Annotated in this window: 21 protein-coding genes; 14 read left to right on the top strand and 7 right to left on the bottom strand. The window is 64.6% G+C overall.

The features are described 5' to 3' along the window. Positions 1 to 108: 108 nt before the first annotated feature. The 4 genes from DOM45_RS01800 (at position 109) to trmB (ending at position 3,507) form a co-directional block, all read left to right on the top strand. On the top strand, positions 109 to 1,587 hold the full coding sequence (locus DOM45_RS01800) for an alanine/glycine:cation symporter family protein (protein ID WP_110597796.1): 1,479 nt from the start codon (positions 109 to 111) through the stop codon (positions 1,585 to 1,587). Between the two features lie 86 nt (positions 1,588 to 1,673). Then, entirely contained in the window at positions 1,674 to 1,874 is a 201-nt protein-coding gene (gene thiS / locus DOM45_RS01795; protein WP_110597835.1) for a sulfur carrier protein ThiS, read from the top strand. Between the two features lie 32 nt (positions 1,875 to 1,906). Then, positions 1,907 to 2,704 carry a thiazole synthase gene (locus tag DOM45_RS01790; RefSeq protein ID WP_110597795.1) on the top strand — a complete coding sequence of 266 codons (798 nt, stop codon included), beginning with the start codon at positions 1,907 to 1,909 and terminating at the stop codon, positions 2,702 to 2,704. 77 nt (positions 2,705 to 2,781) lie between these two features. Continuing rightward, positions 2,782 to 3,507 carry a tRNA (guanosine(46)-N7)-methyltransferase TrmB gene (gene trmB, locus DOM45_RS01785; RefSeq protein WP_110597794.1) on the top strand — a complete coding sequence of 242 codons (726 nt, stop codon included), beginning with the start codon at positions 2,782 to 2,784 and terminating at the stop codon, positions 3,505 to 3,507. A 27-nt stretch (positions 3,508 to 3,534) separates the two neighbouring features. Here trmB and DOM45_RS01780 read toward each other — a convergent pair whose 3' ends face one another. Then, the gene (locus DOM45_RS01780; protein WP_110597793.1) at positions 3,535 to 4,443 is read right to left on the bottom strand and encodes a DMT family transporter; all 909 of its coding nucleotides are present in this window, start codon (positions 4,441 to 4,443) and stop codon (positions 3,535 to 3,537) included. A 92-nt stretch (positions 4,444 to 4,535) separates the two neighbouring features. Between DOM45_RS01780 and DOM45_RS01775 the strand changes: the two genes are divergently transcribed. Beyond that, complete coding sequence (locus DOM45_RS01775) at positions 4,536 to 5,465, top strand: LysR family transcriptional regulator (RefSeq protein ID WP_110597792.1); 930 nt, start codon at positions 4,536 to 4,538, stop codon at positions 5,463 to 5,465. A gap of 186 nt (positions 5,466 to 5,651) precedes the next feature. Here the strand turns inward: DOM45_RS01775 and DOM45_RS01770 are convergent, their stop codons facing one another. Next, positions 5,652 to 6,572, bottom strand: a complete 921-nt coding sequence (locus DOM45_RS01770; RefSeq protein WP_110597791.1) for an AEC family transporter — start codon at positions 6,570 to 6,572, stop codon at positions 5,652 to 5,654. A 92-nt stretch (positions 6,573 to 6,664) separates the two neighbouring features. Between DOM45_RS01770 and DOM45_RS01765 the strand changes: the two genes are divergently transcribed. After that, a complete protein-coding gene (locus DOM45_RS01765; protein WP_157958323.1) occupies positions 6,665 to 7,201 on the top strand; it encodes a hypothetical protein in 537 nt (178 codons plus the stop codon). Positions 7,202 to 7,258: 57 nt separating this feature from the next. Here DOM45_RS01765 and bamJ read toward each other — a convergent pair whose 3' ends face one another. Further along, positions 7,259 to 8,008: a BamJ family beta-barrel-assembly machinery protein gene (gene bamJ, locus DOM45_RS01760; protein ID WP_110597789.1), complete on the bottom strand. Its 750-nt coding sequence runs from the start codon at positions 8,006 to 8,008 to the stop codon at positions 7,259 to 7,261. A gap of 86 nt (positions 8,009 to 8,094) precedes the next feature. Next, positions 8,095 to 8,607: a TIGR02444 family protein gene (locus DOM45_RS01755; RefSeq protein WP_157958322.1), complete on the bottom strand. Its 513-nt coding sequence runs from the start codon at positions 8,605 to 8,607 to the stop codon at positions 8,095 to 8,097. A gap of 67 nt (positions 8,608 to 8,674) precedes the next feature. Between DOM45_RS01755 and DOM45_RS01750 the strand changes: the two genes are divergently transcribed. After that, positions 8,675 to 10,603: an ABC-F family ATP-binding cassette domain-containing protein gene (locus DOM45_RS01750; protein WP_110597788.1), complete on the top strand. Its 1,929-nt coding sequence runs from the start codon at positions 8,675 to 8,677 to the stop codon at positions 10,601 to 10,603. Positions 10,604 to 10,669: 66 nt separating this feature from the next. Further along, positions 10,670 to 10,900 carry a ChaB family protein gene (locus DOM45_RS01745; RefSeq protein WP_110597787.1) on the top strand — a complete coding sequence of 77 codons (231 nt, stop codon included), beginning with the start codon at positions 10,670 to 10,672 and terminating at the stop codon, positions 10,898 to 10,900. A 138-nt stretch (positions 10,901 to 11,038) separates the two neighbouring features. Here the strand turns inward: DOM45_RS01745 and DOM45_RS01740 are convergent, their stop codons facing one another. Together DOM45_RS01740 and dtd are read right to left on the bottom strand one after the other, a co-directional pair. Beyond that, positions 11,039 to 11,815: an SDR family NAD(P)-dependent oxidoreductase gene (locus tag DOM45_RS01740; protein WP_110597786.1), complete on the bottom strand. Its 777-nt coding sequence runs from the start codon at positions 11,813 to 11,815 to the stop codon at positions 11,039 to 11,041. 107 nt (positions 11,816 to 11,922) lie between these two features. After that, the gene (gene dtd / locus DOM45_RS01735) at positions 11,923 to 12,360 is read right to left on the bottom strand and encodes a D-aminoacyl-tRNA deacylase (RefSeq protein ID WP_110597785.1); all 438 of its coding nucleotides are present in this window, start codon (positions 12,358 to 12,360) and stop codon (positions 11,923 to 11,925) included. 489 nt (positions 12,361 to 12,849) lie between these two features. On the opposite strand from dtd, the gene ehuB reads away from it, so the two are divergent. The 4 genes from ehuB (at position 12,850) to ehuA (ending at position 16,011) form a co-directional block, all read left to right on the top strand. Continuing rightward, positions 12,850 to 13,719 carry an ectoine/hydroxyectoine ABC transporter substrate-binding protein EhuB gene (gene ehuB, locus DOM45_RS01730; protein WP_110597784.1) on the top strand — a complete coding sequence of 290 codons (870 nt, stop codon included), beginning with the start codon at positions 12,850 to 12,852 and terminating at the stop codon, positions 13,717 to 13,719. 130 nt (positions 13,720 to 13,849) lie between these two features. Next, positions 13,850 to 14,521, top strand: a complete 672-nt coding sequence (ehuC, locus tag DOM45_RS01725; protein ID WP_110597783.1) for an ectoine/hydroxyectoine ABC transporter permease subunit EhuC — start codon at positions 13,850 to 13,852, stop codon at positions 14,519 to 14,521. Between the two features lie 3 nt (positions 14,522 to 14,524). Then, positions 14,525 to 15,217 (top strand): ectoine/hydroxyectoine ABC transporter permease subunit EhuD, encoded by a 693-nt coding sequence (ehuD, locus tag DOM45_RS01720; RefSeq protein ID WP_110597782.1) that lies wholly within the window; start codon positions 14,525 to 14,527, stop codon positions 15,215 to 15,217. After that, positions 15,214 to 16,011: an ectoine/hydroxyectoine ABC transporter ATP-binding protein EhuA gene (gene ehuA, locus DOM45_RS01715; protein WP_110597781.1), complete on the top strand. Its 798-nt coding sequence runs from the start codon at positions 15,214 to 15,216 to the stop codon at positions 16,009 to 16,011. The genes ehuD and ehuA overlap by 4 nt, the downstream gene beginning before the upstream one ends. Here ehuA and thiD read toward each other — a convergent pair. Continuing rightward, a complete protein-coding gene (thiD, locus tag DOM45_RS01710) occupies positions 15,947 to 16,819 on the bottom strand; it encodes a bifunctional hydroxymethylpyrimidine kinase/phosphomethylpyrimidine kinase (protein WP_110597780.1) in 873 nt (290 codons plus the stop codon). The genes ehuA and thiD overlap by 65 nt on opposite strands. Before the next feature lie 262 nt (positions 16,820 to 17,081). Between thiD and ndhC the strand changes: the two genes are divergently transcribed. Together ndhC and DOM45_RS01700 are read left to right on the top strand one after the other, a co-directional pair. After that, positions 17,082 to 17,537 (top strand): NADH-quinone oxidoreductase subunit A, encoded by a 456-nt coding sequence (gene ndhC, locus DOM45_RS01705; RefSeq protein ID WP_110597779.1) that lies wholly within the window; start codon positions 17,082 to 17,084, stop codon positions 17,535 to 17,537. Between the two features lie 140 nt (positions 17,538 to 17,677). After that, entirely contained in the window at positions 17,678 to 18,355 is a 678-nt protein-coding gene (locus DOM45_RS01700) for a NuoB/complex I 20 kDa subunit family protein (RefSeq protein ID WP_110597778.1), read from the top strand. The last annotated feature ends 83 nt before the right edge of the window (positions 18,356 to 18,438 follow it).

Raw genomic sequence — 18,438 nt, 5'->3', positions numbered from 1 at the left:
GGGCGTCAGCCGCGGAATTGACGCTCGCTAGTCTAGCGCGTAAAAAACCGGCTCGGCAGCCGCCTGCCAGCGTTTGCGACGTCATCGTTACCCATAAGGACTTCCGAAATGGAATTCATCAACACGCTTCACGACGCGGTCTATGCGGTCATGACCCCGCTCAGCGATTTTGTCTGGACCTACATCCTGCTGTACCTGTTGCTGGGCGCCGGGCTTCTGTTCACCGTGCTCACGCGCTTCATGCAGTTCCGGCTTTTCGGTCACATGGCGCGGGTCACTTTCAATAGTCGCGGCTCGGGTTCGGGTGTCAGCGGTTTTCAGGCCTTCGCCACATCACTGGCGGCCAGGGTCGGTACCGGCAACCTGGCTGGCGTGGCGATAGCGCTGTGGGTCGGTGGTCCCGGGGCGATATTCTGGATGTGGATGACGGCGCTGGTCGGCTTTGCCACGTCGTTCATCGAGTCGACCCTGGCCCAGACCTACAAGAAGCGCAACGAGGATGGCGTCTTCCGCGGCGGCCCTGCCTACTACATCGAACGGGCGCTGGGACAGCGCTGGATGAGCGTACTGTTCGCGATCTTCCTGCTGATCGCCTACGGGCTGGCGTTCAATGGCGCGCAGTCCAATACCATCGCCCAGGGCCTCTCCCAGGCGTTCTCGATTCCCAACTGGATGACCGGCGTCGCGCTGGTGATCATCACCGCGCTGGTCATCTACGGCGGGCTCAAGTCCGTGGCGCGTACCGCCGAGAAGATCGTGCCGATCATGGCCATCGGTTACTTCCTGGTGGCGCTGTACGTGCTGGTGGTGAACATCAGTGAAGTGCCCGCGATGCTGGAACTGATCGTCAAGAGTGCTTTCGGCTACGGCCCCGCCGTCGGCGGTGCGGTGGGCTACACCATCAAGATTGCGATGGAAAACGGCATCAAGCGCGGGCTGTTCTCCAACGAGGCGGGCATGGGCTCGGCGCCCAACGCCGCTGCCCAGGCCGACGTCAAGCACCCGGCGGCACAGGGACTGGTCCAATCTTTCGGCGTGTTCATCGATACCCTCGTGATCTGCAGCTGCACCGCTGTCGTGATTCTGCTTTCCGGCGTCTACGAGCGCCTGATGAGCACGTCGCCGGGTCAGGACATCGTCGGCATTCAGCTGACCCAGGACGCGATGGTCGATCATTTGGGCAGCTTCGGTGAGATCTTCATCGCGATAGCCATCTTCCTGTTCGCGTTCACTTCGATCATTGCCAACTTCTCCTACTCGCAGATCAATATCGAGTACCTGTTCAAGCGCCATGCCAAGCTGGCGGTATCGGTGTTGCGCGTCGCCGTGCTGGCGATGGTGATGATCGGCTCCGTCGCGCAACTGCAGTTCGTGTGGGACTTCGCCGATCTCGCCATGGGGCTGATGGCCACGACCAACCTCATCGCGATCCTGCTGCTGTGCCCGGTCGCCCTGCGCGTGCTCAAGGACTACGAGCGCCAGCGCAAGGATGGCGTGCGCGAGCCGACCTTCGATCCCAAGGGCGTGCTCAAGCGTCCCGAGCAAGTCGACGCCGATGTCTGGCCGGCGCGCGAAAGCACCGTCTGAATCCAGCATGGCGCCCGATCGGGATGCCTGAAGCGGCGTGAGGCGCTACAATGCGCCTCCTCGAGATCTGCTTCAGGGAGGCCGCCATGCAGATTCAGCTCAACGGTGAGCCCAGCCATTTCGACGGCGAGCCGACGCTGGCCCAACTGGTCGACTCGCTCGGCCTGTCGGGCCGGCGTATCGCCATCGAGGTCAACGAGGAGATCGTGCCACGCAGCCTGCACGCGAAGACGCGTCTGCAGGACGGCGACAGCGTGGAGATCGTGCACGCCATCGGTGGCGGCTGAGTCGCCGCCAGATTCACGACCAGGAGCCATCCATGACCCAGTCGATTCAGGACGCCCCGTTGATCGTTGCCGGACGCCGTTTCGCGTCTCGCCTGCTGGTTGGCACCGGCAAGTATCGCGACTTCGAGGAGACCGCCGCGGCGATCGAAGCCAGCGCTGCCGATGTGGTGACGTTCGCGGTTCGCCGGACCAACCTGGGCCAGAATCCAGACGAGCCCAATCTGCTCGACGCCATTTCGCCGTCACGCTATACGCTGCTGCCCAACACCGCCGGCTGCTACACCGCCAAGGACGCCGTGCGTACCTGCAAGCTCGCCCGCGAGCTGCTCGATGGCCACAATCTGGTCAAGCTCGAGGTCCTGGGTGACGACAAGACGCTCTATCCCAATGTGGTCGAGACGCTGGCGGCCGCGGAAACGCTGGTCAACGACGGCTTCGATGTCATGGTCTATACCAGCGACGACCCGATCGTGGCCAAGGAGCTCGAGCGTCGTGGCTGCTGCGCGGTGATGCCGCTGGGTTCGCTGATCGGCTCCGGCAACGGCCTGCTCAATCCGGCAACGCTGGCGCTCATCCTCGAGCACGCCGAGGTGCCGGTGCTGGTCGATGCGGGTATCGGTACGGCGTCCGATGCGGCGCTGGCGATGGAGATGGGCTGCGATGGCGTACTGATGAACTCCGCCATCGCCCACGCCAGGCATCCGGTGATGATGGCCCATGCCATGCGCAAGGCGGTCGAAGCCGGACGCGAGGCGTTTCTCGCCGAGCGCATGCCACGTCGCCAGAGCGCCAGCCCCTCTTCGCCGTTCGCCGGACGCATCAACGGCTGAGCCTTCCCGTCGACGCCCATGGGGCCGCCACTCGATCGGCGGCCATTTTCCTTTCCCCTGCCTGTTGATTCCCCTGCATGACTGACAAGACGACGCCCGACAACGAATCCGTCACCGACGCGCCCGCGCGCCGGGGCATCAAGAGCTACGTGCTGCGGGCCGGCCGCATGACGGCGGCGCAGGAGCGCGGCCTGAAGGAGGTATGGCCCAGGTGGGGGCTGACGCTGGCCGATGGCCGCCAGGACCTCGAGCAACTGTTCGGCCGCAAGGCACCCTGCGTGGTGGAGATCGGTTTCGGCATGGGCAAGTCGCTGGTCGAGCAGGCGGAGAGCCATCCCGAGACCGACTTCATCGGCATCGAGGTCCACGCGCCCGGGGTGGGCAAGCTGCTCGACGAGGCCGACAAGCGCGGGCTCACCAACCTGCGGGTCTATCGTGAGGATGCGCTGGCCGTACTGGCGGACTGTCTGCCGGAGGCGAGCATCGATACGCTGCAGCTCTTTTTCCCCGATCCGTGGCCCAAGAAGAAACATCACAAGCGGCGTATCGTGCAACTGCCGTTCGTCGAGCTGGTGCGCTCCCGCCTCGAGCCGGGCGGCAAGCTGCACATGGCGACCGACTGGCAGGCCTACGCCGAGTTCATGGCAGAGGTCATGGCCGAGGCGCCGGGGTTCGTCAACACCGCGCCGGCCGAGACCGCGCCCTTCGTCGAGCGTCCCGCTTTTCGGCCGCTGACCAAGTTCGAACAGCGCGGCGAGCGGCTGGGGCACGGCGTCTGGGATCTCATCTATCGCCGGGATTGATCATCCCGGCGTCCGCCTGGCAACGCTTCAATGCGTACAGCCATCGAGGGGCCGCAAGCGGTGCTGGGCGATCAGCGCGACCGCCACGCCCAGCAGCGCCAGGGCCATCCCGCCGAGCTGGAGCGTCTCCACGCGCTCGCCGAACATCCCCGCACTCCACGCCAGGGTCACCGGCGGCGTCAGGTAGATGGCGCTGGAGACCGCATTGACGCCGAGACGTCGCAGACAGACGGTGAAGAAGCCGTAGCCGCCGAAGCTCGACAGCAGCACCAGCCAACCCAGCGTCTGCCAGGTCAGCAGCGCGTTGCCCGGCAGCGCCAGGCCGCCCGTGCTCGCCGCGGCCAGGCCGAAAATCAGGGCCGCCGCGCTCAATTGCGCGGTCAGCGAGGCCGCCAGCCCCAATCCCGAAGGACGTCGGGCGGCGAACAGACTGCCCGCGGTCACGCTGATCACCGCGAGAATCGGTAGCGTATAGGCCCAGCCGCCGGCGCTGCCCGCCCCCTGCCAGTCACCCGCAATGCAGAGCACCACGCCGCTGCCGGCCAGGCCGAGGCCGAGCCAGGCGACCGCCGGTAGCTGCTCGCGCAGCCACAGCGTGGTGATCGCCGCCGCCAGTAGCGGCTGCTGGGCTGTGATCAGCGCGGTGACGCTGGCGCTGACTCCCTCGCCGATGGCGAGCATCACGCACAGCAGATAGCCCCCCATGGTGAGGGCGCCGACAGCCATCTCGCGCAGCCAGCCTGACAGTGCCAGCGGGCGCCGGTCGTGAAGGCGCCACCAGAGCGCAGCCAGCACGGCGGCGATGACGAAGCGCCAGGCGAACAGGTCCAGCGCGTTCAGGGGGGCGCGGCTGGCCAGCTCGCTGCCGATGAAACCGGAACTCCAGCAGATGACGAATCCTGTCATCAACATCACGTTCAGCGATAGCTCGCGCATGTCAGGCCCCCTTGCCGGTCTGTTCGAAGTGGCTTGAGTCTGCGCGCGCTTGAGGATTCAATGAATCGAATAAAAATCTATTAGGGTTCAATATGATTGAAGTCAGCTCCACGCTCGATCTCGAACTGCTTCGAACCTTCCAGGTCGTCGCCCGGACGGGCTCGCTGGCGGCGACGGCGGAGATTCGCCACCGCACGCTCAGTGCCATCAGCATGCAGATGAAGCGACTGGAGGCCGAGCTGGACGTGCGGCTGCTCGAGCGTGGTCCGAGAGGCGTATCGCTGACCTCGAGTGGCGAGGTGCTGCTGCAGGAAGCCCGCGAACTGCTGCGCGTTCACGACACCCTGGTCAGCCGGTTCAGCGGCGAGCGCCTGAGTGGCCGCGTTCGACTGGGAATCCCCGAGGACTATGCCCGCGAGCTGCTCGACGATACCTTGCCCCAGTTCATGGCGCGCTACCCGGGCATTCTGCTGGACGTCAACACCGATACCAGCGGCCGTCTGGCGCGGGCGCTCCGGAAGCGTCAGCTCGACCTGGGCATCGTGCTCGATCATGCCTCGGGGCTGGAGGGCGGCGAAACGCTATGGCATCCCACGCCGGTATGGGCGGCACCGATTCAGGGCGCCATCCATCGGGAGGCGGTCGTGCCCCTGGCGGTGCATCCCGAGCAGTGCCCCTATCGTCATCTGGCGATCGAGGGACTGGATTCGATCCAGCGACCGTGGCGGACCGTCTTCACCAGCACCAGTATCCACGCGGTGGAGAAGGCCATCGAGACCGGCATGGCGATCGGGGTGCTCGATCGCGAACGGGTTACCACGGCGATGCGGGCGCTGGACGAGAGCGACGGCCTGCCGCCGATCCGGCGGTGTGTCGCCCGGCTGCACTTCGCCCGGGGAATCGATGATGCATCGCAGCCCGCTGTCGAGGCGCTGGCCCAGCTGCTCCGGGAGCGACTGCGCGGTCGCGGGCCCTGGCAGCGGGACGCCTTGAGTGGACGCGATGGCGGACAGCGGCCCTGAGCATAAAAAAGCCGCCCCTGGCGGGGCGGCACTAAGGACCGTGACTAGCTTGATGAGGAGATAACCATGGCAGGAACCTGACATTCGCTGCTGTGGTCAGTGGCGTTTGGCGACGCCACGAGAGAAAGGTTAATCATTCTCATTTGTGATTGCAAGCGTAACGAGAATCTTTTTTATTTGCAGCCGTCAACTCACGCCGAAGGTGTGCAGCAGCAAGGGCAGGGTCGCCATTGCCAGTAGCGTCTGCCCGGTGATCACGGCGGCCATCAGCTCGGCGTCGCCGCCCAACTGACGAGCCAGAATGTAGGCAGAGGTGGCGGTCGGCAGTGCGGCGAACAGTAGTGCCACGTCGCGATCCGCGCCGTGGAGACCGACGGCCCAGGCCAGTGCCGCCACGATCAATGGCGTCGCGATCAGCTTGAGCCCGCTCGACAGCCAGAATGCCTTGCCGCTGCGCCAGAGCGCCTGAGGCCGCAGGGCAACGCCCACCGCGACCAGCCCCAGCGGCAGTGCGGCATCGCCGAGCAGGCCGATGGCCTCGAAGCTCCAGCCGGGCAGACCGATGCCGCCGAGGTTCAGGGCGATGCCCAGCAGGCAGGCGAGAATCAACGGATTGCGCAGCAACGCCATGGCGCTGCGGCCCAGGCTGGCGCTACCCAGCGTGCCGGAAGCGATGAACGCCAGCACGCAGAGGATGTTGGCCGCGGGAACCATCAGTGCGACCGCGACGGCCGCTACCGTGGTGCCGGCGGCGCCATGCAGGGCCGTGGCACCGGCGACGCCGACGTAGGTGTTGAAGCGCACAACGCCCTGGAAGGCGGAGGTGAAGGCGGCAGGCGCCAGCTGGAGGCGATGCCGCATCAGCCACAGCCCCGCGCCCATCAGCGTCATCGTGCCGAGTAGCGTCACTCCGAGTCGAATGACCGGTACCTGACTGACGTCGGCGGTGGCCAGTGTCGCCACCAGCATGGCCGGAAACAGCAGGTAGTAGATGAAGCGTTCGAGCCGTGGCCAGAAATCGCCGCCCGGAAAACGTGCCCATCCCAGCCCCGCACCGAGTAAAATCAACAGAAATAGCGGGCCCAGGGCGTTCGCGATGTCGCTCATGTGTCATCCTTGTCGAGCGCTTCGGTGATGTGTAGCGCCGGTGACGGCCAGTCTATCGACTAATGCCCAACGCTTGGAGTCTCTGAAAGTCCATGGCTGCCTACGAAGAGGAAACTGCCCGACCTCGCATGCTCAATCTGCTGATCGGGGTCACCCTGATGACGATCGTCATCGCGCTCTGGTATCTGCTCGATTACTACTATCTGCGGGAGTCGACCCGGGACGTGACCTGGTATCCGCCGGCACAGGGCTGCGTACTGCTGAAGGGCGGGTGTCACGCCAGCCTGGGGGTCGACTCGTCGGTGGCGTTCGCGCTGCAGGAGGCGCATGACGAGAGCGGCACGCTGACGTTCGAGGCGCGTGTCCAGGGCCGGTCGCCGCAGTCGGTGACGGTCCAGTTCATCGGCCGCGACATGAACGTGCAGTCGCGCCGTCTCACGTTGCAGTCGAAGGGGGATGGACTGTTCGTCGGAGAGGGTAATCTGGGGCTCTGCAGCGCGCATGTGGACGCCTGGCGGGCCCAGGTGGTCGTGCTCAGCGATCACGGCCTCAAAGGGAGCTGGTTCGATTTCGACAGCCAGCAGCCGGGGGGCGGAACGATGGGGCGGGAAGATCAGCGCTGCCTGTAAACACCGACGCCGGCCCGCAGGGGCCGGCGTCGATGAAGAAGACATACGGGACAGCGCTTAGCTGTCGTCGTTGTCCCCGTCGTCGCTGCTGCCAGCGTCGGCGGCATCGTCGGGATTGACCGCGAGCAGTTCGACCTTGAACTGCAGCGCCTGGTTGGGGCCGATGGGGCCGCCGGTGCCGGCCGGGCCGTAGGCCAGGTCGGAGGGGACGGTGATTTCCCAGGTGTCGCCGACGTGCATCATCTTCAGCGCTTCCTGCCAGCCCGGAATGACCTGGTCGACCTTGAACGAGATCGGCTCGCCGCGCTTGTAGGAGCTGTCGAAGACGGTGCCGTCGGGCAGGGTGCCCTCGTAGTTGACGCGCACGGTGTCGTCGGCGCTCGGGGATTCGCCGTCACCGGATTCGAGAATCTGGTACTGCAAGCCGGAATCGGTGGTCTTCACGCCATCCTTCTTGGCGTTCTCCGCGAGGAAGGCTTCGCTCTTCTTGCGATTCTCGTCGGCGACTTTCTTCTGCTCGGCCTTCTGTTCGGCCACTTTCTTCTGCTGATACTGGGTCAGAGTGGTGCTGATCTCGTCCTGGCTCATCTGCAGGTCATCATCGCCATAGACATCCTTGATCGCTGCCGCGAACGCATCGACGTCGAGATCCTTGATGTCCTTGGACAGGCCCTGACCGAGTGTGGCGCCGATGCTGTAGCTGAGCTTCGCCTGATCGCTGTCGAGGTCGACCTTGTCCTGGGCGAGGGCCGTCAACGGCATGGCCATGATGCTGCCGAGGGCGACGGCGGTTACCAAACGTTTCATGCAAACTCCTTGGGTCAGGAATGAAACCGATGCTGGCCAGTATGCGAAAGAAGCCTCAAACACCGGTGGATAGTCGTGATGTGACTCTAACAGGTGGCTTTTGGTTCCGCATCCGGGGCATCGATTATCCAACGCGCCAGCAGATGGCGTAACGGTGGGTAAGCCTCGGGGGGAATCTCGCGCAGCGTTTGGCAACTCTCCATTGCCTGTTCGAGGGCCGTATCCGTGGTGGCGGCGAGTGCAGGCAGGGCGGCCAGTCGCGCCAGCATTTCTCGCTCGGCCTGCAGCTCCGCCTGCTTGAGGGTCTGGCGCAGCGGCTCCAGTCGGGGGTGGCGCGAAACCTCGGCCTTCAATTCCCGGCGGCGACTGCGCAATGGCACGGTCATGGCGTGTTGCCAGTGTCTCGCCGCGGCCAGGGCCTGGCCGGCTGCGGGATCGGGGCGCAGCCGGCGCTCGCTCAGCCAGGCGACCCACAGCAGTTCGCAGATATCCCAGCCATGCTCATCCTGAAGCCTCAGGCATTCGGCTTCGACGCCGGGGCGGGCGTAGCGGTCTAGGGCGTAGGCCCAGAGCGAATCGGATAGATCGTCGACGGGCATGGCACTCCATACCGGTGGCGGATGGCTGGTAGAATGAGCGCCCATTCGACGCGCCCTGGAGCCCGGCATGATCGCATTTCGCCAACTCGCCCTGCAACGCGGCACCCGACGGCTGTTCGAGGGTGCCGACCTGGTGCTGCACGAAGGCCAGAAGGTCGGCATCGTCGGTGCCAACGGCGCCGGCAAATCCAGCCTGTTCGCGCTGATCCGGGGGGAACTGGGCGCGGATGCCGGCAGCGTCGAGATTGCCGGTGGCAAACGCATCGCTCATATGGCCCAGGAAGTCTCGGCGATCGAGCGGCCGCTGGTGGAGTTCGTGCTCGACGGCGACGTGACCCTGCGCGAGACGGAAGCGGCGCTGGCCGAGGCGCAGGCCAGTGGCGACGCGCAGCGCGAGGCGTCGCTGCATGGCCAGATCGAGGCGCTCGACGGCTATACCGCCCGGTCGCGGGCCGAGCAGCTGCTGGCCGGACTGGGATTCGCGCAGGCGGATCTCTATCGTCCGCTGGCGGCGTTCTCCGGTGGCTGGCGGATGCGCGTGGGGCTGGCCCGGACCCTGTTCACCCCCTCCGAGATCCTGCTGCTGGACGAGCCGACCAACCACCTGGACCTGGATGCACTGCTGTGGCTCGAGCAGTGGCTGACCCGTTACCCCGGCACGCTGATGCTGATCTCCCACGATCGCGATTTTCTCGACGCGGTCTGCGATCACATCCTGCATATCGACCAGGCGCAACTGATGCTCTATCGCGGCCATTACAGCGCCTTCGAACGCGCCCGCGCCGAGCGGCTGGCCCAGCAGCAGGCGGCATTCGAGAAACAGCAGGCCCGGCGCGCCGAGATCGAGGGCTTCGTCGAGCGCTTCCGGGCCAAGGCGACCAAGGCGCGCCAGGCCCAGAGCCGTCTGAAAATGCTCGAGCGGATGGAGAACATCGCTGCCGCCCGCGCCGATTCCCCGTTTCGCTTTCGACTGCCCTGTGCGGACAAGACCTCCACGCCACTGCTGTCGCTGGACCAGGCGGCGCTGGGCTATCCCGACCGCACGATCCTCGATGAGGTGAAGGTCTCGATCCTGCCCGGTGAGCGCATCGGTTTGCTGGGGCCCAATGGGGCGGGCAAGTCGACGCTGATCAAGACCCTGATCGGTGACCTGCCGCCGCTCGCCGGCTCGCGCGTGCCGGGCGACAACCTGGTGGTGGGCTACTACGCCCAGCATCAGCTCGAGCATCTGGATGTGAGCGCCACACCGTTCATGCACGTGCAGCGGCTCTCGCCGACGGCCAGCGATCTCTCGATACGCAACTTCCTGGGTGGTTTCGGTTTCCGTGGCGATGACGTGTTCGGAGACGTCTCGCGCTTCTCCGGTGGGGAGAAGGCGCGGCTGGCGCTGTCGCTGGTGGCGTGGGAAAAGCCCAACCTGCTGCTGCTGGACGAGCCGACCAACCATCTCGACCTGGACATGCGCGAGGCGTTGGCCGAGGCGCTGGCGGAGTACGAAGGCGCGGTGATCATCGTCTCCCACGATCGCCATCTGCTGCGGGCCAGCGTCGATACCTTCTGGCGTGTCGTGGACGGGCGGGTCGACCCCTTCGACGGCGATCTCGACGACTACCATCAGTGGCTCAAGTCCCGTGAGACGGAACGCCGACGCGATCTGAAGCAGGAGGCGCGTCAGGAGAAACGGCCGTCGGAGGGTGGCGATCGCAAGGCGGTGCGACGGGCGGCCGCCGAACGGCGCGAGCAGATGAAGCCGCTGCGCAAGCAGCGCGACGCGGCGGAGAAGCGGCTCGACAAGGCGCAGGCAGCGCTGTCGGCACTGGATGCGCGGCTGGCCGACCCGGACATCTACGACGCCGGGCGCAAGGAGGAGCTGGCAAAGCTGGTGCGTGAACAGGGCGAACGTCAGGCCGAGGTCGAGGCGCTCGAGAGCGAATGGATGGCAGCAGAAGAGGCGTTGGAAGCGCTGGAGGCGGAACTGATGCAGGCGGAATCCTGAGCCGTCCTCGACGTCTGTTCCGAGCGTCTACACTGAGCAGGAACGTCGTACTCAAGGAGAGAGTCCATGCCTTACGATTCCCGCGATGATATCCCTGACAGCGCGCGCAAGGTGCTGCCGCCGCACGCCCGCACGATCTACAAGGAGGCGTTCAACAACGCCTGGGAAGAGTACAAGAATCCCGAGGACCGGCGGGGCGACAGCTCCCGGGAAGAGGTCGCCCACGCCGTGGCCTGGAAAACCGTCGAAGCGAAGTACGCGAAGGGCGACGACGGCAACTGGCATCCGAAGGCTTGAGCCACGAGCTACGAGCTACGAGCTACGAGCTACGAGCTACGAGCTACGAGCTACGAGCTACGAGCTACGAGCTACGAGAAGGGCCAGCGACTGACGTCGCTGGCCCTTCTCGCAATAAGCCCGTGTTGGCTTTCGCGGCTAGTCGGCGTAGATCATCTTCTTGGTCATCCCGCCATCGACGCTGATGTGCTGGCCGGTGATGAAGCCCGCCTTGTCGCTGGCGAGGAAAGCCACCGTGGCGGCGACATCGGCCGGTTCGCCGACGCGACCCACCGGATGCTGTTCGCGATCGATATCGCGATGGTCCGCCTGCGTCTGGCGACCGCTTTTCTGCCACGGCCCGGTCTCGATCCAGCCCGGGCAGATCGCGTTGACGCGGATATCCGGGCCCAGGCTGACGGCCAATGCGTGGGTCATGGAGAGCAGTCCGCCCTTGGCGGCTGCGTAGGATTCGCAATGGGGCTCCGACTGCAGCGCTCGGGTCGAGGCGATATTGACGATGGCGCCATGGCGCTGGCGCAGGCCGGGGACGGCGGCGCGAGTGCACAGGAAGGCGCCGGTCAAATGGCTCTCCTGCCATGACCGCCAGTCCGCCAGCGACAGCGCTTCGATCGGCCCGCAGACCGGGTCGGCCAGCCCGGCATTGTTGACCAGCAGATCCACTCCCGTGGACTGGTCGTTCTCCTGCTGCCAATGGGTGAGGTGGTGAAACGCTTCCTTGACCTGCAGCTCGTCGCCGACGTCGACGACCATCGACAGAAGCGTCGACGCGGGATGTGCCTCGTCGAGCTCCGCCACGGCCTCGGCGTCGCGATCCAGGGCGGCGACCCGCCAGCCTTCGGTCAGCAGCAGTTCCACCGTGGCGCGTCCAATGCCCTGGGCGCCGCCGGTGATGATGGCAAGGGGGATGGTCATGGGTCAGCTTCCTTCCTTTCTCGCTTACGGCGTGTGCCGCGTTTCCCTGTCGTATGAGGCGGCGCCGAGTCTGGCGGTCGCCATGGTCAGCCGAATCGCCGAAGCCTCTATGTCTCCAGCATGAATGTCACTGGGCCGTCATTGGTCAGCGCCACCTGCATCTCGGCGCCGAACCGGCCTGTCTCGACTCGCGGCCACGCCTGGAGGGCCTGGGCCACCAGGTAGTCGAACATCGCCTGCCCGTGTGCCGGCGGGGCGGCACTGGAGAAGCTCGGGCGCAGGCCCTTGTCGGTCGCCGCCACCAGCGTGAACTGGGACACCAACAGCAAGCCTCCGTCGATCTGCTGCAGGTTGCGGTTCATGCGGCCAGTGTCGTCGGCGAACACGCGATAGTGCAGCAGCTTGTGCAGCAGGCGGTCGGCGCGGGCTCGGTCATCGGTCGCCGTGACCCCGACGAGTGCCAGCAACCCTGTACCGATACGTCCCACGATCTCGCCTTCGACGCTTACCGACGCCTGGCTGACCCGTTGAATCAGAGCTCGCATCGCAGCTTGGCATCCCTTTGAAAATCGGGGTGGAAAGTTGGACGAAAGGTTAGCACGCCGGAGCGACATTGGAATGATCGAGATCAATAGCAAGCAAAGCGTTATTGAAAACGGACGCTACTAGAACGTATGTTTATGTTACTGGCGTCTCGAGGAAGAGATGATGGCCTGGATCGGGCGAAATCCGGCGCTCTGACCATTGCCGGCAGCGAAAAAACGGGGTCGAATCCCCGGTCCGGGAAGCTACTGGATCGCTATTGTCATGAGTCAATAAAGGCTTTGACGCCCGCCGCTGGGGTGGTGCTACTATCCAAGCGGACCAAACTTTTGCGAATTGTCCTGGTTTGTGGTTCTAGGATCATGACAATTATGCCGGGGCCACGCCGGCCTGGGCGTGATGACAAGCGATAACGCGCCCATCATCGAGAACTCGAGTCGAGGGCGACCCGTTGACACGGGTCTGAATCTTGCAGACGGAGAATCTGAACGATGCGATACAACATCAATAAAGGCGTCACGACACTGATTGCCGGTTCCGTGCTTTCCTGCCTGGCCGTCGGGGTCGCGCAGGCCGCTTCACTCCAGGAGATCAAGGACTCCGGCTCGGTCAAGATCGCCGTGGCCAACGAAATTCCCTACGGCTACATGGACATGAGCGGGGAAGCCAAGGGTGCGGGCCCCGATGTCATCCGCCATATCATGAACGAGATGGGTGTCGACGACATCGAGTGGGTCACCACCAACTTCAGCTCGCTGATCCCTGGCCTCCAGGCCAATCGCTTCGACATCGCCGCGGCCGAGATGGCGGTGCTGCCGGATCGCTGCCAGCAGGTGATCTACTCCGAGCCGAACTCATCCTACGGGGAGGGGCTGCTGGTCAAGGAGGGCAATCCAAAGGATCTGCACGCCTTCAGCGACTTCGTCGACGGTGATGCCAAGGTCGCCATCATGGCGGGTGCCGACCAGCTCGACATGCTGCAGGCGCTCGGCGTGCCACAGGACAACATGGTCACCATCTCCAGCAACGCCGATGCGATCTCGACCGTATCGACCGGCCGCGCGGATGCCTACGCCGCCACCAGCCTGACGGTCAGCGAGCTGGCCGACAAGAGTGGTGACGTCGAGTCCGCCGGTGATTTCAAGGATCCGGTCATCGATGGCGAAGAGGTGCGAAGCTGGGGCGCGTTCGCGTTCAACAGCGACAACACCGAATTGCGCGATGCGGTCAACCAGGCGCTGGAGAAGTACAAGCAGACGGACGCATGGCGCGAAACCCTGATGGGCTACGGTTTCAGCCAGGCCGATGTCGATGGTTCGAGCCATCACACCACGGAAGAGCTCTGCTCCACGGATTCGTGAATTCAGCCCCTTTCTGAACGCGATATGACTGCGCATGTCCGCTGAGGTCGTCCTCGCGCGGGCATGCGTGCCGTGATTGATGGTCCCGGTTCGGCCGGGACCCTTCGTCAGCGACTGCGGGGTCTTCCCGATGGAATGGACGAGCTATCTCGCCCCCCTCTCCCAGGGTGCGTGGGTGACCGTGCAGCTCACGGTCTACTCGACGATTCTGGGAGCTCTCTGTGCCTTCGTGTTCGGTCTCGGCAAGCTGTCCCACAACCCCCTGGTCAAGGGGATCAGCGTTGCCTACATCGAGATATTCCGCGGCACATCCCTGTTGGTGCAACTGTTCTGGATCTACTTCGCGCTACCCATCATGGGGCAGGCGATCGGGCTCGACCTGCGCTTTCCGCCGGTGGTGGCGGGGGTCGTCGCGCTGGCGCTGAATATCGGCGCCTATGGTGCCGAAGTGGTTCGCGGCGCCGTGCAGGCGGTACCCAAGGAGCAGTACGAAGCGGCGACCGCGCTCAATTTCACCGGGCGCAAGCGACTGTGGCGCATCACCCTGCCGCAGGCGATTCCGGAGATGATGCCGACCTTCGGCAATCTCGCGGTCCAGAACCTCAAGGACACGGCGCTGGTGTCGCTTATCTCTCTGGGCGACATGGCCTTTCGGGCCGAGCAGATCCGTAATTTCACCCAGGACAGCGTGACCGTCTACACCCTGGTCCTGTTCATGTACTTCGGCATGGCGCTGGTGCTCACGGCCTGCATGAAGCTGCTGGAACGCTACGTTGGCCGCTGGCGCGCGGCGGGGAGATAACGCATGTTTTTCGGCATCGAATGGGATACCAGCAGCCAGTGGGCCTTTGCGGTCTCGATCTTCCCGATTCTGCTGCACGGTCTGGTGGTGACACTGCAGGCCACCGTGGTCGGCTTCTTCATCGCCCTGATCCTGGGCCTGGTGCTGGCGGCGCTGAAAAGCGCGCCGACCCGCTTCATCCGCTGGCCGGCCAAGCTGGTGACCGAGTTCATTCGGGATACCCCGCTGTTGATCCAGCTATTCTTCCTGTTCTACGTGCTGCCCGAATTCGGGTTGACGCTGCCGGCATTTCTGACCGGTGCGCTGGCGCTGGGCGTGCAGTACAGCGCCTATACCTCCGAGGTCTACCGCGCCGGCCTGGAGGCGGTGGCCAAGGGGCAGCGCGAGGCGGCCCGCGCGCTCAATCTGGCGTCCGCCAGGACCTTTACCCATATCATCCTGCCGCAGGCGATCCCGCGCATCATTCCCGCGCTGGGCAACTATCTGGTCTCGATCATGAAAGACGTGCCCGTGCTGTCGGTCGTGACCGTGCTGGAGATGCTCGGCGTGGCCAAGATCATCGGCGATCGCACCGGTGGCTACCTGATCCCGCTCTCCATGGTTGGCGGCCTCTATCTGGTGATGACGATCATTGCCTCCTTCGGCGTGCGCTACCTGGATACCCATCTGCCCAAGCGAGGCCTCTCCCTCAAATGAACGACGCCACCGACAATCGCGGCCCCATCATCAAATTCGACAAGGTCGTCAAGCGCTTCGGCGATCATGTGGTTCTCGACGAGCTCGATTTCGAGGTCCAGCGAGGCGAGAAAGTGACGATCATCGGCCCCTCCGGCTCGGGCAAGTCAACGGTGCTGCGCATCCTGATGACACTGGAGGAGATCAACGGCGGTGTCGTCTACGTCGGCGGCGAGCCGCTCTGGCATCAGCGCAAGGGCGAATCACTCGAACCGGCTGGCGAGCAGCACCTGCGCCAGATGCGAAGCCACCTGGGCATGGTATTCCAGCAGTTCAACCTGTTCCCGCACATGACGGTGCTGCGCAACTTGACCGAAGCGCCGGTCCAGGTGCTCGGCGTCAGCAAGGCCGAAGCGAAGCAGCGCGGCATGGAGCTGCTGGAGATGGTGGGGCTGACCGACCAGGCCACCAAGTACCCCCACCAGCTCTCCGGTGGTCAGCAGCAGCGAGTGGGCATTGCCCGGGCACTGGCAATGCGGCCCAAGATCATGCTGTTCGACGAGCCGACCTCTGCGCTGGACCCGGAGCTGGTGGGGGAGGTGTTGAACGTCATCCGGACGCTGGCCGACGAGCACGACCTGACCATGCTGCTGGTGACCCACGAAATGCATTTCGCGCGCCAGGTCTCCGACCGTATCTGCTTCTTCGACAAGGGGCGGATCAAGGAGCAGGGCAAGCCGGAGGAGATCTTCACCGCCCCGAAGGAGGAGCGTACCAAGGCCTTCCTGAAAGCGGTTCTCGACCCGGACGATTGAGCGACGGGCTTCGGGCTTCNNTGCCCTGGCCAACGGTGAGGCGATCGCTGGCCTCCAGAGCCTGGAGGAGCCACTGCTTGGCATCGCCGATGGCCTGTTCGACGTCGGGGTGGGTGGGGGGCAGGTGCGCCAGGTGGGCCGCGATCGCCGATGAGAGCGCGCAGCCCGCGCCATGGAGGTTGCGTGTCCGCAGCCGTGGCGCATCCAGCCAGCGCGTGGCGTTCGGCACCCACAGCAGGTCCGGGCAGCGATCCAGCGGTAGATGGCCTCCCTTCAGCAGGCCGTAAGGAGCCCCCAATGCCGCGAGATCGCCTACCATCGCCTCCATGGCAGCGAGGTCTCGTGGCACCTCGGTCCCGAGCAGGGCCGCGGCCTCGGGGAGATTGGGCGTGATCACGTCGGCCAGCGGGACCAGGATGTCGCGCACGGCACGCAGCCCCTCGTCGTCCACCAGTCGGTCGCCGCTCTTGGCGACCATCACCGGGTCGAGCACGATCCAGCGCGGCCGGCGTCGCGCCAGCGCCGCGGCAATCGCTTGCGCCACCTCGCGGCTGGCAACCATGCCGATCTTGACCGTGTCGATCTCGACGTCGTCGAGCAGGTTGTCCAGTTGGGTGCGGATCAGCCCCACCGATACCGGCTCGACCGCCACCACGCCGCGCGTGTTCTGCGCGATTACGGCGGTAATCACGTTGGTGGCATAGACGCCGAGGGCCGAGAAGGTCTTGATATCGGCCTGCAGTCCGGCGCCACCGGACGGGTCGGATCCGGCGATCGTCAAAGCATTGGGAATCGAGCGAGAAACCATGGGTGGACATTGCAAGCAGCGGGAAAGCGTCTAGCCTAAGACAAGATGCCGTCATTGCCCAACGGCAATAGGTGGATTGAAGGTCAGAGTGGCGAAGACGATGGTCCGGCAGCGGCCCGCCAGATTTACCGACAGGCTGCAATAGGACTAATTAGCAGACTTGTTACCCAGTCGTCATCGTGTAAACTCGTAAACTTACGAACCTGTCAGTTTGGTTCGATATCCATCATGTTCGGGTTCCATCACGTCTGCGAGGGAAGGCATGTCCGATCCGGTCTCCGCATGGATTGCCAGCTACTGGGCTACCGGCTTTTTCGTGGTGGCCGTGGTGGCGCTCTGTGGATTGATGATCGGCGCTGCCAGCCTGCTCGGTGGCAAGAGCCACGGACGCAGCAAGTCCCTGCCGTTCGAGTCCGGCATCGTGGGTGCCGGGTCCGCGCGCCAGCGGTTCTCGGTCAAGTTCTATCTCGTTGCCATGCTGTTCGTCATCTTCGATATCGAAGCCGTCTACCTGTTCGGCTGGGCCGTCTCCGTGCGCGAGGTGGGCTGGACGGGATTCGCCGGGGCGGCGGCATTCATCCTTATTCTACTGGCAGGCCTGGTCTACGATGCTCGCGTCGGCGCGCTCGACTGGGCGCCGCGCAAGCGCGGGCGCGAAGACGCGTCGCGTGCCCGCGAGCTGGCTGCCGTGCCAGGGGTCGAGCGTCGTGCACGCTGAAGCCGCCCGTTGCCTCGAGACGCAACGCGTGAAGCAGGATCGCGGTATCGATCGACAAGATTATAACGATGGGAGCCAGGCATCCGTGACTGATCTGCGCTTCCTCGACCGTTTTTCTATCAGGTTTGTTGAGGCCCACTATGCAGTACACCCTGACCCGTGCGGAGGGAGGCGATTCCTCGGCTGATCGTTACCCACTCGGCGAGCGCGAGATCGTCGATGATCCGATGAAACAGCAGGTTCATCGCAACGTCTTCATGGGCAAGCTCGAGGACGTGCTTCACTCGGCCGTCAACTGGGGGCGCAAGAACTCGTTGTGGCCCTACAACTTCGGGCTCTCGTGCTGCTACGTGGAAATGACCACGGCGTTCACCGCGCCCCACGACGTTGCCCGTTTCGGGGCCGAGGTCATCCGCGCCTCGCCACGCCAAGCCGATTTCATGGTCATTGCCGGCACCTGCTTCATCAAGATGGCGCCCGTCATCCAGCAGCTCTACGATCAGATGCTCGAGCCCAAGTGGGTCATCTCGATGGGTTCCTGCGCCAACTCCGGCGGCATGTACGACATCTATTCGGTGGTCCAGGGGGTCGACAAGTTCCTGCCCGTGGATGTCTACGTGCCCGGCTGCCCGCCGCGTCCCGAAGCGTTTCTCCAAGGTCTTCAGCTCCTGCAGGACTCGATTCAGGAAGAGCGTCGTCCGCTCTCCTGGGTGGTCGGGGACCAGGGCGTCTATCGTGCCGAGATGCCGTCGCAGCGGGAAAAGCATCGCGACAGACGCATTGCGGTCAAGGAGCTGCGCACCCCCGATGGCATCTAGCCCGGTCGTCCACGTCGATCGTTACTGCCATTGATCCTTGTGGTCGTTTTCGACCATTGATTCTGCACCCGGGGGCCGCCAGA

This window comes from Salinicola lusitanus (assembly GCF_003206045.1).
Lineage (GTDB): Bacteria > Pseudomonadota > Gammaproteobacteria > Pseudomonadales > Halomonadaceae > Salinicola > Salinicola lusitanus.
Note: the sequence above shows the minus strand (reverse complement) of the source record. Positions and strands in the feature narration are given on the sequence as shown.